Annotated in this window: 15 protein-coding genes; 1 reads left to right on the top strand and 14 read right to left on the bottom strand. The window is 65.2% G+C overall.

From position 1 onward, the window contains the following. Position 1: 1 nt before the first annotated feature. The 13 genes from E4P09_RS04990 to obgE form a co-directional block, all read right to left on the bottom strand. The gene (locus E4P09_RS04990; RefSeq protein ID WP_338048986.1) at positions 2 to 391 is read right to left on the bottom strand and encodes a DUF1850 domain-containing protein; all 390 of its coding nucleotides are present in this window, start codon (positions 389 to 391) and stop codon (positions 2 to 4) included. Then, positions 388 to 2,472, bottom strand: coding sequence for a TRAP transporter permease (locus E4P09_RS04985; protein WP_428977688.1), 2,085 nt, complete (start codon positions 2,470 to 2,472; stop codon positions 388 to 390). Before E4P09_RS04985 ends, E4P09_RS04990 begins: the two co-directional genes overlap by 4 nt. A gap of 21 nt (positions 2,473 to 2,493) precedes the next feature. Next, on the bottom strand, positions 2,494 to 3,459 hold the full coding sequence (locus E4P09_RS04980; RefSeq protein WP_137388436.1) for a TAXI family TRAP transporter solute-binding subunit: 966 nt from the start codon (positions 3,457 to 3,459) through the stop codon (positions 2,494 to 2,496). A 136-nt stretch (positions 3,460 to 3,595) separates the two neighbouring features. Next, positions 3,596 to 4,111 carry an RNA pyrophosphohydrolase gene (locus E4P09_RS04975; protein ID WP_137388435.1) on the bottom strand — a complete coding sequence of 172 codons (516 nt, stop codon included), beginning with the start codon at positions 4,109 to 4,111 and terminating at the stop codon, positions 3,596 to 3,598. Then, positions 4,111 to 5,166 (bottom strand): divergent polysaccharide deacetylase family protein, encoded by a 1,056-nt coding sequence (locus E4P09_RS04970; protein WP_170984232.1) that lies wholly within the window; start codon positions 5,164 to 5,166, stop codon positions 4,111 to 4,113. The genes E4P09_RS04975 and E4P09_RS04970 overlap by 1 nt, the downstream gene beginning before the upstream one ends. A 260-nt stretch (positions 5,167 to 5,426) precedes the next feature. Then, positions 5,427 to 6,770 (bottom strand): S41 family peptidase, encoded by a 1,344-nt coding sequence (locus E4P09_RS04965; protein WP_137388433.1) that lies wholly within the window; start codon positions 6,768 to 6,770, stop codon positions 5,427 to 5,429. Beyond that, positions 6,770 to 8,197 (bottom strand): murein hydrolase activator EnvC family protein, encoded by a 1,428-nt coding sequence (locus E4P09_RS04960; RefSeq protein ID WP_137388432.1) that lies wholly within the window; start codon positions 8,195 to 8,197, stop codon positions 6,770 to 6,772. The genes E4P09_RS04965 and E4P09_RS04960 overlap by 1 nt, the downstream gene beginning before the upstream one ends. Before the next feature lie 43 nt (positions 8,198 to 8,240). Beyond that, positions 8,241 to 8,723 carry a 23S rRNA (pseudouridine(1915)-N(3))-methyltransferase RlmH gene (gene rlmH, locus E4P09_RS04955; protein WP_137388431.1) on the bottom strand — a complete coding sequence of 161 codons (483 nt, stop codon included), beginning with the start codon at positions 8,721 to 8,723 and terminating at the stop codon, positions 8,241 to 8,243. A gap of 69 nt (positions 8,724 to 8,792) precedes the next feature. After that, positions 8,793 to 9,149 carry a ribosome silencing factor gene (gene rsfS, locus E4P09_RS04950; RefSeq protein WP_239025026.1) on the bottom strand — a complete coding sequence of 119 codons (357 nt, stop codon included), beginning with the start codon at positions 9,147 to 9,149 and terminating at the stop codon, positions 8,793 to 8,795. 241 nt (positions 9,150 to 9,390) lie between these two features. Continuing rightward, positions 9,391 to 10,002: a nicotinate-nucleotide adenylyltransferase gene (locus tag E4P09_RS04945; protein WP_137388430.1), complete on the bottom strand. Its 612-nt coding sequence runs from the start codon at positions 10,000 to 10,002 to the stop codon at positions 9,391 to 9,393. 17 nt (positions 10,003 to 10,019) lie between these two features. Continuing rightward, positions 10,020 to 11,309 carry a glutamate-5-semialdehyde dehydrogenase gene (locus tag E4P09_RS04940; RefSeq protein WP_137388429.1) on the bottom strand — a complete coding sequence of 430 codons (1,290 nt, stop codon included), beginning with the start codon at positions 11,307 to 11,309 and terminating at the stop codon, positions 10,020 to 10,022. Beyond that, entirely contained in the window at positions 11,296 to 12,429 is a 1,134-nt protein-coding gene (gene proB / locus E4P09_RS04935) for a glutamate 5-kinase (RefSeq protein ID WP_137388428.1), read from the bottom strand. The genes E4P09_RS04940 and proB overlap by 14 nt, the downstream gene beginning before the upstream one ends. Beyond that, positions 12,426 to 13,472, bottom strand: coding sequence for a GTPase ObgE (obgE, locus tag E4P09_RS04930; protein ID WP_137388427.1), 1,047 nt, complete (start codon positions 13,470 to 13,472; stop codon positions 12,426 to 12,428). Before obgE ends, proB begins: the two co-directional genes overlap by 4 nt. Before the next feature lie 100 nt (positions 13,473 to 13,572). Here obgE and E4P09_RS04925 point away from each other — a divergent pair, with 100 nt between their 5' ends. Then, a complete protein-coding gene (locus E4P09_RS04925; protein WP_137388426.1) occupies positions 13,573 to 14,826 on the top strand; it encodes a BaiN/RdsA family NAD(P)/FAD-dependent oxidoreductase in 1,254 nt (417 codons plus the stop codon). A 12-nt stretch (positions 14,827 to 14,838) separates the two neighbouring features. Here the strand turns inward: E4P09_RS04925 and rnk are convergent, their stop codons facing one another. Continuing rightward, entirely contained in the window at positions 14,839 to 15,240 is a 402-nt protein-coding gene (rnk, locus tag E4P09_RS04920) for a nucleoside diphosphate kinase regulator (RefSeq protein WP_137388425.1), read from the bottom strand. Positions 15,241 to 15,357 lie beyond the last annotated feature (117 nt).

Below are 15,357 nucleotides of genomic sequence, written 5' to 3'. Positions count from 1 at the left end.
ACTAACGGGTGGACCGTGGGCAGGGCTTGAGCGTCACGCTACGCGGGCCCGGGTCGATCAGTTCTGCGAGCCGCTGACACCGGCCTTCGACGCATATCCGGTAATCGGCCGTGAAATCGGAAGCGGCGAGGGTCAGTTCGGGCAGAGGAGGCCGCTGCGGGTGATAGCGCCACCAGCCGTCTGCGGTCAGCGCCGCATCCGGTCCGGGCTCCATGCCCGCGCCGGACCCGTGTATACGCGCCTCCTCCAGGGTCAGTCCCATCGCGCCGACCCGGTAGTCCTCCTCCCAGACCTGCTTCTCCACGGAATGAGTCCAGGCCAGAGTGAAGCGGTCGTTCGGCAGGGTGAGGGTCGCCAGCGCCGCGCCGGCCATGAGGCACAGCAGGCTCACGCGGGTTTGCTTTCCACAACGTGCCGCGTGCGCCACCAATGCCAGAGCAGGAAGGCGACGGCGAGCCCAAAGCCCAGCTGGTCCGTTATGGGTATGGCCAGGACCAGCAGGAACGCCGCGGCGGTGGCGACAATGCGTTCCGGCCAGTTCAGTGGACTCTTGAGGAAGCCGACCATCGCGCCGCCCCATAAGCCGATCGCCAGCAACGCCTTGAATGCCATATAGCCGCTGTCGAGCCAGTCACCACTCTGCAGCATGAGGGCGGGATCATAGACGGCCATGAATGGCACGACGTAGCCGGGCATCGCGATGCGGGTCGCCTGCCAGCCGATGGCCATGCCCGAGGCGCGGGCGATGGGCGCTGCGGCGAAGGCCGCGAGGGCGACCGGCGGCGTCAGGTCGGCCATGATGCCGAAGTAGAACACGAACATATGTGAGACCAGCAGCGGCACGCCGAGCTCCAGCAGGGCCGGGGCAGCGATGGCGCTGGTGATGATGTAGTTCGGTATGGTGGGAAGTCCGGTGCCGAGCAGAATGCAGGCCACCATGGTGAGGACCAGGCTGAGAAACAGGCTGTTCTGGCCAAAGGCGAGAATCAATTCGGCGAACTGCACCGCCGCGCCGGTGAGCGTGAAGATGCCGATCAGCACGCCGACAATGGCACAGGCGATGCCGACATTGACCGCATGCCGCGCTCCTTCCGCCAGGCTGTCGACCGACAGCCGCAAGGTCTCGCGGCCGCCCCGTGTGAGCAGATTGGCCAGCATCAGGCCAAGCACCACCAGAAAGACGCCGGTTATTCCGACCTCAAAGAAGGAGCCGCACAGCAGGCCCAGCACCACCCAAAGCACGACGCGCAGGGCGGTGCCGCGCAGGTTGAGAGCAATGGCCGCGCCCAGAATGAGCACGAGCGTGAGCGCGAGGCTCACCGTGCCCGAGAACAGGGGCGTGTAGCCGGAGAACAGCAGGTAGACGAGAACGGCCAGCGGCAGGACCAGATACCATTTTTCACGCAGGGCTTGCAGCGGGCTTGGGCATTCTTCCTTCGGCAGGCCCAGCAGCCGCTTGCGGCCAGCTTCCAGATGGACCGACCAGAAGGCGGCGGCGAAGTAGAGCAGGGCTGGGACGATGGCAGCCTTCACGATCTCCACATAGGGCAGGCCCAAAGTCTCCGCCATGATGAAGGCTACCGCGCCCATGACCGGCGGCATGATCTGGCCGCCCATGCTGGAGGTGGCTTCGACGGCGCCGGCAAACACCGGCGAATAGCCGAAGCGCTTCATCAGCGGAATGGTGAACTGGCCGGTGGTGACCACGTTGGCGACGCCCGAGCCGTTGATAGTGCCCATAAAGCCGGATGACAGCACGGACACCTTTCCCGGCCCGCCCCTGCGATGGCCGACAAGGCCCATGGAGATGTCGTTGAACAGCTTGATCATGCCGGCCCGCTCGAGAAACGTGCCGAACAGGATGAACAGGAAGATATAGGTGGCCGACACATAGATGGGCGTGCCGTAGATGCCTTCGGTGCCCATGTAGAGCTGCTCGATGATCTGCTCGAAGGCATAACCGCGGGTGGCGAGCGGGCCGGGCAGGTATTGGCCCCACATGCCATAGGCGAGGCAGAGGCCGCAGAGGATCGGCAGGGCCCAGCCCATGGTGCGGCGCGTGGCTTCGAACACGAGCAGGATCACCGCGATGCCGACGGCTAGGTCCGCCGTTGACGGCATGCCGGCGCGCAACAGCAGATCGGTCTCGAAGATCCAGTGATAGAGACCCAACAGGAAACCTACAGCGCCAAGCATCCACAACAGCACGCGCTGCGCTCCACTCTGCGCTTTTGCCGCGGCAAGGCCGAAGATGATCAGCAGCAGGAAGCCGACATGGATCGAGCGGACCACGAGGCTGGACAAGGGGCTGTAGGCAGCGGTCCAGATCTGGAAGAGGGAGAAGACCACGCCAACGAGGTACAGAGCCTTGAGCGATGGGTTCTGCGCAGCATCCTCGACGTGGCTATCCGCTGCCGGGCGATCCGAGACCGGGCTCACTGCCGCTTCGTGCTCGCTCGACAGGGATGGCACGCGTCAACTCACCTCGTGCTCTTAGAGGACGCCAGTCTCCTTGTAGTACCGCTCGGCGCCCGGATGCAGCGGGATGGGAAGGTTCTTCGCCGCCTTGTTGGGATCGATGCCCTTTGCCGCCGAGTGCGCGGAGACCAAATCGCTGAGGTGGTCGAACATTGACTTGGTCAGCTGATAGACGGTGTCCTCGGACAAGTCCTCCCGCGTCACCAGGATGTTGGTGATGGCCACTGCCGGAACATCGGCGGGCTGGCCCTCGTAGGTGCCCGCCGGAATCACGCTGGGCTGATAGGCCGGGTTCCCGATCTTCTCCACCACGTCCTGGGGTACGGGAACCACCACGATGGGGATGGAGGTGGCAAGGTCCTTGATGGAGGATACGCCAAGCCCTGCCGATTGCAGCGTCACGTCGAGCTGCCGGTTCTTCATGAGATCGACCGATTCGCCGAACGGCAGATATTCTACCTTGCTGAAGTCGTCGTAGGTCAGGCCGGCGGCGCCAAGCACGGCCCTGGCGTTGAGCTCGGTGCCCGAGCGGGGCGCGCCGACCGAGATGCGCTTGCCCTTCAGGTCGGCGAGCGTCTTGATTCCCGATGCCTCGGACGCGACGATTTGGACATAGTTATTATAGAGGCCGCCGATGGCGCGCAGCTTGGTGAGCTTGTTGTTGAAGCCCGCTTCCTTTTCGCCATTCCACGCATCGGCCACCGCATCGCCCAAGCTGAAGGCCACCTCGGCCCGTCCGGCTTGGATCAGGTTGAGGTTCTCGACAGATGCCTTTGTCGCCTGGACAGAGATCTTGGCGTCGGGGAGAACCGAGCCGTAGACTTTCGAAAGCGCGACGCCGAGGGGATAATAGACACCGCTGGTGCCACCGGTGGCGATATTGATGAACTCGGCGGCGCTGCCGCGCGTGGGAAAGCTCAAGGCGGCGGCCGCCGTCGCGAAGCTTCCCAGGAGAACGTGCCGGCGTGTGAGCGTGATCATCAGCGTTTCCCCAGTGTCATATGAATGAGCCTTGGGGCCGATGATAGCTCGTCCGGCAGACGATTCCAGCCATCCTTATGGCTAAACCGCCCAGGTTTCGCCGGCGGGAGGCCGCATGCGCCGGTCACGCCTGGGCTTACGCCCGCAGATAAGGGGCGAAGACGGCGACCACCTGTTCATAAACGCGGCGTTTGAACGGCACCACGAGGCCCGTCACTTCGTCCACATGAACCCAGCGCCAGTCGTCGAACTCGATCTCGCCACCATCGACGGGCACGAGATTGAAATCGGAATCCTGGCCCTCGTGGCGCATCAGGAACCATTTCTGCTTCTGGCCCCGATAGCGCCCCTCCAATGCCTTGCCGATGGCCGAGCGTGGCAGATCGTATTGAAACCACTGCTCCGATTCCGCGATGATCGAGGCGCTGCGCGTGCCCACCTCTTCGAACAGCTCGCGGAACGCTGCCTCGCGCGGATCCTCACCCTCGTCGATACCGCCTTGCGGCATTTGCCAGAGTTCGGGTCCGCCGTCGCACTCCCATTTCGGCACGCGACGTCCTATCCATACCTTGTTCTCGCGGTTGGCCAGCATGATGCCAACACAAGGCCGGTAGGGCATCGCGGCAATCTGGGCGTCGTCAAGCAGCGTCATCACTTCCATCCGTTGCGGGGCATGAGCAGAGCGGCGCTCGCCGGCACGACCACCGCCTCTCGTCCATTCACCTTGTCGAGCCAAGCTGAAAGCCGCTCGATGGTGGTCGGCGTCGCTGTAGCGCTTGCCATGGCGAAGCCGTTCCTCTGGGCCACGTCCACCAGCCGGTCCAAGGCCGCCTCGATACGCGTGCCGGTCGGATTGGCATCGACGACGAGATCGACGCCTGCGTAATCCAGCCCCATAGACGTGGCAACCTGCCGGGCGGCGGCCGTGCCGGGCGTGATTTCGATGAAGCCCAAGCCACGCTGCCCGAGCTCTCGAAAGATGGTCCGGAGCGCCTCCGCATTGCTGCGATAGCGGCTCCGGGACGGATTGGCGGCGGCGAAGTAGCCCGAGGCACGGCTCAGGTGCCAATGCATGTCGTCGACGATGTCGTGCTCGGCTGCGTCGGCCAGGATCGGCCGCCTGGACAGGCCCGCTTCCGAGAAGGCCGCGGGCTCCATGGGCAGTTCCAGGAGCACCTCGTGCCCCTTCTCGCGCGCCCGATCAATCCAGCCTTGTGCGTCCCGAGCGGAGGAGGGTACAGCCAAGGTTATATCGGCCGGCAGACGGTCGAGGACAACCATTGGAACATGGGGGTCGCCACCAATACCGGCGATGACGAGGGCGATCTTCGGCAACGGCGAGTTCACCTGCTCCCGCGAGAGCGGCCTGGCATAGGCGAATAGCGGCTTTTCACCCTGGCTTACCCGTGGCAGGGGGCCATATCGGCCAGCCTCCACGAGGCTTGGCGCGGGTGCAGGCGGCAGCGCCGGGGAGATGCGGTCCGGAAGCGAGCGTGTGTCAGGAGCGGTAGGCAGGCCGGCTACAGGACCTGGAGCCTGTATAGAGCCGGTTGTCAGGCGGTCCGATCGTTCGATGTCGATCACAACTTTCGGCTGGCCGGCGTCAGGGTCATGGGCGAGCATGAGCCAAATGAAGACGCTGATCATCAGAACTGCCAGCGTGCCAACCGCGATATAGAGCGGCTTGGCAAGCGATCTGCCCGTCACGGGCCTTTCAGCCCTCGGGTGAAGCGATTTGCGAAGATCATCCGACATCGTCCCAGAGGCTATCCGCCATTGCCTCGCCGCCATACGACCGGATTTCAGATTTTTCTTGTAAATCTTAGCACGTCACGACAGCCATAGCCGGTCTACCCCGATTCGCCGGTTCGAGGCCATGGCAATCGCTATCGGGAGACATGATGATAAAGCCACGCGAACGGCTTGTCCGCTCGCGTGGCTGGTCTGCGTACACAGCCGCGTCTTCGTCAGTTGGCCTTGACCTGCGGCGCCGTCGTTGCTGCGGGCTTCGCCTGCTTTATGGCCGCGCTCACCGCGCCGCCACGCAGGTAGTTGAGCGCATATTGCAGCTGGGTATCCTTTTCCTTTTCCTTCGGCACGTAGGCGGGCGAACCCGACGCTTCCTCGCCGTTGTCGTTCTGCAGGTGCCCGCGAAGACTCGCCTCGCCGCGCGTCTGGAACTTGCCGGCCTCTTCCTCAGGAATATCCTGCTCGACCTTGATGTCCGGCTCGATACCCTGCGCCTGAATCGAGCGGCCGGACGGCGTGTAGTAGCGTGCCGTGGTCAGGCGGAGGGCACCGTAGCTGCCCATCGGAATGATGGTCTGCACCGAACCCTTGCCGAAGGACCGCGTGCCGATCAGCGTGGCTCGCTTGTGGTCCTGGAGCGCGCCGGCGACGATTTCGGACGCCGAGGCCGAGCCGCCATTGATCAGCACCACCACCGGCTTGCCGTCGAGCAAGTCGCCAGACTGGGCGTTATAGCGCTGGGTCTCGTCGGCGTTGCGCCCGCGCGTCGACACGATCTCACCGCGATCCAGCACGGTGTCTGAAACCGAGATCGCCGCGTCGAGAAGGCCGCCCGGGTTGTTGCGGAGATCGATGATATAGCCCTTCAGCTTGTCACCGAGCTGCTTCTTCGCATCGCGGATCGCCTGCTCCAGGCCCTCCTGGGTCTGCTCGTTGAACGACGTCAGCCGGATATAGGCCACATCGCCTTCCATTTCCGAGCGAACCGCGCGGATCCGGATGATGGCGCGCTTCATCTCGATATCGAGCGGCTTATCCACACCTTTGCGCTGGATGGTCAGCTTGATCGGCGTGTTGACTGGCCCGCGCATCATGTCCACAGCCTGGTTCAGGGTAAGCCCCATCACCTCCTGGCCGTCTATGCCGATGATCAAGTCATCCGGCTTCACCCCGGCGCGCGAGGCGGGCGTATCCTCAATGGGATAGACCACCTTAACCAGGCCGTTCTCCATAGTGACCTCGATGCCGAGGCCTCCGAACTCGCCACGGGTCTGCACCTGCATCTCGCGGAACCGCTCCGAGTTCATATAGCTCGAATGCGGATCCAAAGAGGACAGCATACCGTTGATAGCGGAATCGATCAGCTGCTCCTCGTCCGGCGGCTCCACATAGTCCGACCGGACACGGTCGAACACGTCGCCGAACAGGTTCAGCTGCCGATAGGTATCTGTCTTCGAGGCCGTGGTCGCTGCATCCAGGGCGGAGGCACCGTTCCAAACGACGGTCGCGACAATTGCGCCGACAGCTCCGTAGCCGACCGCGCCGAGAAATTTCCTTCGCATTACTTCCGTGCCTCTCTACCTGTTCCAGCCCACCAGGGCGCAGGATCGATCGTATCGCTGTTCTTTCGAAACTCAATATACAGAATCGGCCGCGGATCACCCGTCCTATCGCCGATCAATGTTGCCCGAGCGGGGTCTTTGCCCATGACGCCCACAGGCTCGCCAGCCCGAACGAACTGTCCTGTCTGGACCATCGTCCTATCCAGCCCAGCTAGCAAGATATGATAATCCTCGCCAACGTCCAGGATCAAGATTTCCCCGTAGCTGCGAAACGAGCCGGCGTATTTCACCGTGCCGTCGCTCGGCGCTGTCACCTGCGCCTCAGGTCGGGTCGCGATCGAGACCCCTTGGCTGCGACCACCGAACCCGTTGTCGTCGCCGTAATGTCGTACCACGGCTCCTTGCGCAGGGAAGTTCACTTTCCCTTTAGCACGAGTGAACGGTATTTGCGGCGTCATTTGGGCGGCAAGGCGTCGCGCCTCCGCTTGCCGTCGCGCTTCCGCCGCAGCGAGCCTGTCGGTCTCCAGCTTGCGCAGCAGGTCCTTTAGGGAAGCGGCCTTCGCCGCGGCAGCTTCCGCCCGCTTGCGTTCCTCGCCCAGCTGCTCCGACGTGGCCTCGACCAAGGCCTGCTTCTGCCTGTGAAGGGCAGCGATTTCCGCACGCTCCTGCTCGAGGCCTGTCATATTGGCTTCGAGAACCTCGCCCTCTCGCAGCATCCGGCGGCGCAGCTCGGTCAAATTTGCGAGATCGGCGCTCAGGGCGTCCGCCTGGCTCTTTAGTTGGGCCACAACTTCGCCCATGACCATAGCGCTGCGCACGGCCTGCAGTGCGTCATCGGGTCTCACGGCCAGCGCCGGCGGCGGGTTGCGCTCCAGCCGCTGCAGTCCCGCCAGCAGCTCCGAGAGGAAAGTGCGCCGCTCCGCGAGCCGCTTATGCAAGGCTCGCGCCTGCTCGTCAAACACGGTCAGGCGCTGCTCAGCCGCGGTGATCGCGCCCTCCCGCGACTGGATCTTGGCCGCGAGGCCGACCAGCCGCTGGGAAAGCTCGGCCGACTCCCGTTCGAGCTCGGCGAGTCTCGCGCTCAGCTCCGCCTCGCGGGCCTTGCGCTGCTCGAGTTCTCTACTAACAGCGTCCAACTCGTTCTGCTTCAGCTGCTCTTCCGGCGAGGGCCCTTCGCCTGTGGCGGTATTGGCCAGAGGCGAGGCCCCGGTGGGCAACAGGCAAGCAAGAACCGTGCCGATGATCAGTGCGGTGGCGACGCGGATGCGTGGATGAATGGTGCAGGGCAGGTGTCTTGGCCGAGCCTGCTCGACCACGCGGATCAGGCCTGGGGACCGGCAGATGCCTGCTCCTCCCGTGCCGGACGGGTCCGAGCCAGGTCTACGGCCGTCGCGATGGCCGTCAAGACCAGGGCTGGTCAGCGGCATGCTCCACGTCACCTCGATGCACCCTCTCCAGGGCCCCACAGCCTCACGCCCGGTGGTAGGGATGATTGAGCAAAATGGTGACCGAACGGTAAATCTGTTCCATCAGCAGCACTCTCGCGAGCCCGTGCGGCCAGGTCATCCGGCCGAGGGCAAGCACCAGTTTCGCGGCATCGCGGACCTGCTGGCCATGGCCATCGGGGCCGCCGAGCAGGAAGGACACTTCCGGCGCCCCGCCTTCCAGCCAGGCCTTCAGGTATTCGGCAAAGCCTTCACTGGTCAGCTCGCGGCCGCGCTCGTCGAGTGTCACGGCGACGGCGCGATCCGGCACTTGCTGGAGCAGCCGCTGCGCCTCGTCGTCTTGCCGGAGCGCCGGCGAACCTGCAGCGGCCTCTGGCAGCTCCTTGAGCGAGACGGCGGTGATGCCGAGGGAGCGGCCCTGTGCGATGGTCCGCTTGCGGTAGATGTCGAACAGCTCGTATTCCGGCCCCCGCTTCTGGCGGCCGATCGCGATGAGAGATAGACGCATAAACCCGCCGGCCCCCGCTCGGGAAGCCCTCTAGAGATCAGTCCGGCCTGGTTGGCCGGCGGGCCCCGGTCAGACCCGCCGCTCGATCGGTGCGTTTTCCGACCAGAGCTTTTCCAGGTTGTAAAACTCGCGAACGTCCGGCCGGAAGATGTGCACGATGACATCCCCAGTGTCGACCAGCACCCAGTCGCAATGAGTGAGGCCTTGGACCTTGATATCGCGATGTCCGGATTTCTTCAGGTTCTCGACCAGATGCTCGGCGATTGCGCCGACGTGACGGTCCGACCGGCCGGAGGCGATGACCATATAGTCGGCGATCGGAGTACGTCCAGTCAGGTCGATGGCGACCACGTCTTCGGCCTTGGAATCATCAAGTGAATCGCGAACCTCGGCCACCAGTTTCGAAATACTGCCTTCGGGCAGCACTCCAGTTTCCACACGATGCACGGCATCGTATCCATCTGCACGAACTGTCAGAGCTATGATCCTTTCCCGGCGTCAGCGCCCGATTCGCGCAATCAGGCGCCACGGTTCCACGACACGATAGGTTACGCACGCGTTAACGCCACGATCTTCAACCTCGTTCTGACTCTGTTAGATTAGCGCCCTTCGTTCGATGTGCAATAGGCCGGCTGCAACACAAGCGCCGAATAGAGCCGCACTGTTTCTATTTTGCTGCCGGGCGGCGGCGCAGGGCCGTGGAGCTGTCGGAGCGGCGGGGAATGGGAATGAAGCACCAGGCGGGCGTTGGATGGCCAGGCAAGGCGGCGCTGTCGCTGGCGTCCAGCCGGAACGGCGCGAGCCGTTGCGCCGCCGGCGAATGCAAGGCTTGCAGAGTGTAGCCAGGGCGGTCGAACACGGCGAGCGGCAGCGCCTGGGGAATCCGCAGCCAGTTGTGCCAGCGGTGCAGGGTCGCGAAGCTGTCGGCGCCCATCACCCAGGCGAAACGGGCGCGAGCCAGCAACGGCCGCAGCGCGCGCAAGGTGGCGGCGGTGTTGGTGGTACCAAGCTGCCGTTCGAAAGTCATGATCTTGATCCTGGGATGATGGACCAGCTTGCGAGAAAGCGCGACACGGCGCTCGAAATCGTCGGTTTCGGATGGGTCCTTCAGGGGGTTCTGAGGCGAGACCAGCCACCAGAGCTCATCGAGGCGCAGGCGTTTCAAGGCCTCATTCGCAATGGCCAGATGGCCGGCATGGGCGGGATTGAAGGAGCCACCGAAGATGCCGATGCGCATGCCGGGGCTGACCGCGGGGAACGGCAGGGGGAGACGGCTCATGCCAGGTCAGGCCCTGCTCAAGGGCGAGTCTGGCCGCTGCCGCGGACCACGTATTTGAACGTGGTCAGCTGCTCCACGCCCACGGGGCCACGCGCATGCAGCTTGCCGGTGGCGATGCCGATCTCTGCCCCCATGCCGAATTCGCCGCCATCGGCGAATTGCGTGGAGGCATTGTGCAGCACGATGGCGCTGTCCACCGCGCCGAGGAAATGCTCGGCTGTGGCCTCGTCATCGGTGATGATCGCGTCCGTATGCTGCGAGCCGTAGCGGGCGATATGGTCGATGGCCGCGTCGACCCCATCCACGACCCGCATGGACACGATGGCATCGAGATATTCGGTGGACCAGTCCGCTTCGGTGGCAGGCCTCACGCGAGGGTCGGCCGCCCGCGTTTCGCGGCAGCCGCGCACCTCGCAGCCGGATTGGATCAGGGTTTCGATCAGCGGCTTGAGGTGGCGGTCGGCGCCGGCACGGTCGACCAGCAGGGTTTCAGCGGCGCCGCAAATGCCGGTGCGGCGCATCTTGGCGTTGAGCACCACGTCGCGGGCCATCTTCGGATCGGCCGCCTTGTCCACATAAACGTGGCAGATGCCCTCGAGATGGCTGAATACGGGTACACGCGCCTCGGCCTGAACCCGGGCGACCAGGCTCTTGCCGCCGCGGGGGATGATCAGGTCGATATTGCCGTCGAGGCCGGCCAGCATCATGCCGACCGCCGCGCGGTCGCTGCTGGGCACCAGCTGAATGGCGGCGCGCGGCAGCCCCGCCTTTGCGAGACCTGCGGCCAGGCAATCGGCTATGGCGCGGCTGCTTTCGAAGCTGTCGGAGCCGCCGCGCAGAACGGCGGCATTTCCCGCCTTCAGGCAGAGCGCGCCGGCATCTGCCGTCACATTAGGGCGGCTCTCATAGATCACGCCGATCACACCGATGGGCGTCCTTACCCTGGAGATGGCGAGGCCATTGGGCCGGGTCCATTCGGCGATGGTCTCTCCCACCGGGTCGGGAAGCGCTGCGATCTCCTCGAGCCCGCGGGCCATGGCCTCGATGCGTGCCTCGGTGAGCTGCAGGCGGTCGAGGAAGGACGGCGCCAGCTTTGCGGCCTTGGCTCGCCCCATATCGGCGTCGTTGGCCGCCAGAATGGCTGTTTGGGCGGCGCGGATCTCGGCCGCCATGCCGAGGAGCGCCATATTCTTCGCGCTGGTCGGCGTGCGCGCCAGCACGGCCGCGGCCGCCCGCGTCGCCTGTCCAATCTCGGCCATGGACGCCGCAAGCGAAGGCGTGTCTGCGGCCACCTCAGCCAGCTTCATGATGCAAGCTCCCAATGATGACGAGATCGTCGCGGTGCACCATCTCGTCGCGACCGCGCCAGCCGAGTCGCTGCTCGATCTCGTGGCTGCGGGCGCCGGCAATGCGCTCCGCCTCGTCCCGGTCGTAGGCAACCAGGCCGCGCGCGATCTCTACCCCCGACAAGGCACAGATGCTTACTGTATCGCCCCGCGCGAAGGATCCGTCCACCCGTTTCACGCCGGCGGGCAGGAGGCTGCGGCCATCAAGCAGCGCGTTGACCGCGCCCTGATCCACGATCAGCCTGCCGGCGGGCTCGAGCGCGCCGGCAATCCACCGCTTGCGCGAGGCAACCGGTGATGCGCTGGACAGGAACCAGGTGCACGGCGCCCCGGCATCGATGCGGCGCAAGGGATTTAGGTGGCGGCCGGAGGCGATCACCATATGCGCGCCGGCACCGACGGCGATGCGCGCGGCCTCGATCTTGGTGATCATTCCGCCGGAGCCGACGCCGCTCACCGGCTTGCCGGCCATAGCCATGATCTCGGGCGTGATCTCGTGCACTTCGGCGACCAACCGCGCGTCGGCGCCGGCGCCGGGGGCAGCGGTATAAAGGCCGTCCACATCCGACAGCAGCACCAGGCAATCGGCCGACATCATGCTGCTGACCCGGGCGGCGAGGCGGTCATTGTCGCCATAGCGGATCTCGGTGGTGGCCACCGTGTCATTCTCGTTGATGACCGGTACGGCGCCCTGCTTGAGCAGCGTGCCGACGGTGGAGCGCGCGTTGAGATAGCGGCGGCGCTCTTCCGTGTCCTTGAGGGTGAGCAGGATCTGGGCCGCCACATAGCCGTGCTCGGCCAGGATCTGCTGATAAGCCCGGGCCAGCGCGATCTGGCCGACGGCGGCAGCCGCTTGGCTTTCGGCCAATTTCAGCGGGCGCTTCGGCAGGCCGAGGGTGCGGCGGCCCAAGGCGATTGCGCCGGATGAGACGATGAGCGTCTCGACGCCCGCGGCTTTGAGTTGCGCCAAGTCGTGGATGAGGCTCTCGAGCCAGGGCCGGTTAAGCTGCCCATCCGGATTGACGAGCAGGGCCGAGCCGATCTTGACCACCAGCCGTTTCGACCGATCGAGCCGTCTCATGGCTGCCAGCCCTCACGAGGCTTCTCTTCCGCGCTCTCGTGCAGCGGTTGCGGCCGCTCGCGCGAGAGGATGCGGAAGAGCTCACGCATGGCTTCTTTCACCCCGATGCCGGCAGCACCGGACAGGGCGAGCACCGGATTGCCGATCTGCTGAGCGAGCGCCGCGCGCATCGCCTCGACGTCCTCGGTGGCGAGCGCGTCGATCTTGTTGAGGGCCACGATCTCCGGCTTTTCCGCAAGTCCGTGACCATAGAGATCGAGCTCGCCGCGTACGGTGCGGTATGCGGCGACCGGATCGTCCTGGGTGGCATCGATCAGATGCAGCAGCACGGCGCAGCGCTCCACATGGCCGAGGAAGCGGTGGCCGAGGCCGACACCGCGGTGGGCGCCCTCGATGAGGCCGGGGATGTCGGCGAGCACGAATTCATTGCCGTCCACATGCACCACGCCGAGCACAGGCGAAAGGGTGGTGAAGGGGTAATCGGCGATCTTGGGCTTGGCCGCCGTGACCGCTGCCAACATGGTGGACTTGCCGGCATTGGGCAGGCCTACCAGTCCGGCATCCGCAATGAGCTTGAGCTGCAGCCAGATCCAGCGTTCCTCGCCCGGCTGGCCGGGATTTGCCCGTCGGGGCGCGCGGTTGGTCGATGACTTGAAGTGGCTGTTGCCGAAGCCGCCATTGCCGCCCACCGCCAGGCGCACCCGCTGGCCGACCGCGGTCAAGTCGGCGATCAGGGTCTCGCCGTCCTCCTCGAAGATCTGGGTGCCGACCGGCACCTTGAGCACGAGATCCTTGCCCGATGGGCCGGTGCGGTTCTGGCCCATGCCGTTGGTGCCGCGCTGCGCCTTGAAATGCTGCTTGTAGCGGTAATCGATCAGGGTGTTCAGGCCATCGACCGCTTCGGCCCACACGTCGCCGCCGCGCCCACCATCGCCCCCATCCGGTCCGCCGAACTCGATGAATTTCTCGCGCCGGAAGCTGACGCTGCCGGAGCCGCCATCGCCTGAGCGAACATAGATTTTGGCGCGGTCGAGGAATTTCATGCGCGGTGTTTAGCCCTTTTGCAGCCCCGCGCAAAGGGGAGCGCGGGGACTGACGGAATATGCTTGCCCGGTCAGCCTCGATCGCCCACAAGGGCGGCCGATGAGCAGCCAGCCTGAAAATGGTGAAGAAAGACCTTTCGTTGCGGTGATCGGCGGCGGCCCGGCCGGCTTGATGGCGGCCGATCGCCTGAGCGCCGCCGGCTGCAGGGTCACGGTCTACGAGCACATGCCCTCGGTCGGGCGCAAATTGCTGATGGCAGGGCGTGGCGGCCTCAATCTCACCCATGGCGAGGACCTTCACCGGTTCCTCGCGCGGTATGACCCAGGTGGGGAAGCCTTGCTGCGCGCCATCAAGGCCTTTCCACCTGAAGCCTTGCGTGCCTGGGCGGACGGCCTGGACGCCGAGACCTTCGTGGGCTCCAGCGGGCGGGTGTTTCCGCGGGCCATGAAGGCTTCGCCGCTGCTGCGCGCCTGGCTGGCGCGGCTCGATCGCCAAGGGGTGCGGGTGCTAACCCGCCATCGCTGGCTTGGCTGGCACGAAGACGGCGCGCTGCTGTTCCGTGAGGCCAACGGACAGCTGATTTCCGTCAGGGCCGCTGCCACCCTGCTCGCCCTGGGCGGCGCGAGCTGGCCGCGGCTTGGCGCCGATGGCGCATGGACCGAGATCCTTGCCGCCCGCGGCGTCCCCATTGCGCAGCTCGCGCCTTCCAACATGGGGTTCGACATCGCCTGGAGCGAGAGGTTTCGCGACCGGTTCGCGGGACAGCCGCTCAAGCCGGTGAGGCTGTCGCATGATGGAGCAAGCGTACGCGGCGAAGCCATGATCACCCGCTATGGCATCGAAGGCGGCGCGGTCTATGCCCTGTCTTCCCGCCTGCGTACCACGATCGAGCGGAAGGGGAGGGCGTTGCTCACCGCGGATCTTCGGCCGGATCTCGATGCGGAGCGGATCGCCGACCGGCTGGTCCGCCGGCGCCGCGGGGAGTCACGGTCCAATGCCTTCCGCAAGGCGGTCGGTTTGACGCCGCTGGCGATCGGCATTTTGCACGAAGCCACGGCCGGCGCGGTTCCCACCGATCCTGTGGCCCTTGCTGCGCTGGTCAAGGCTGTGCCACTCGCGCTCACCGGCGTTCAGCCGATTGCCCGTGCGATCTCCTCGGCCGGCGGGATTCGCTTCGATGCGGTGGACGAGCATTTCATGCTCAAGGCGCTGCCCGGCACCTTTGTCGCCGGTGAGATGCTCGACTGGGATGCGCCCACGGGCGGCTACCTCCTGCAGGGCGCCTTCGCCACCGCAGTGGCTGCGGCCACCGGCATCGCGGTATGGCTCGGGTCCGAGATGCACGCGCGATGACGGCCGCCATGATCAGTGCTGGCCCACCGAGAGGACTGTAAGACGATGCTTGTGGCCGTCGCGTCCCAGCCAGCCGATGGACTTGCCCTCGGCGAGGCCGATCAGAGCGGTGCCGATCGGGGTCATGATCGAGATCTTGCCCTCCGCTATGTCCGCCTCGCCGGGATTGACCAGCGTAACCGTGCGTTCCTGGCCATTGTCGGCGCGATAGGTGACGGTGGACCCCATGCGCACCACATTGGCCGGCACCGCCTTGTCGTCGACCACCTTGGCGCGTTCGAGCTCGGCCAGAAGCTCCTCCGCGACCTCCGCCATCGATCCCAGGGCGTTGGTCGCAAGCCTGGTCAAGCGCTCGTAATCACTATCGCTGATGATGATGCTTGGCTTTCTCGCGGAATGAGTGTCTTTGCGCATGGGCAAGTCCTATCGATCGGCCGCCTAGCGGCCGCTGGTGGAACAACTCAGCGGAACGTCGACAGTACGGCCGGCAAGCTTAAGGAGGCATGGCGGCCGTCGTTGGTTCTGCGCTTG

This window comes from Rhodoligotrophos defluvii (genome assembly GCF_005281615.1).
GTDB lineage: Bacteria > Pseudomonadota > Alphaproteobacteria > Rhizobiales > Im1 > Rhodoligotrophos > Rhodoligotrophos defluvii.
The sequence above is the reverse complement of the archived record's forward strand: the minus strand, read 5'-3'. Positions and strand labels throughout refer to the sequence as shown.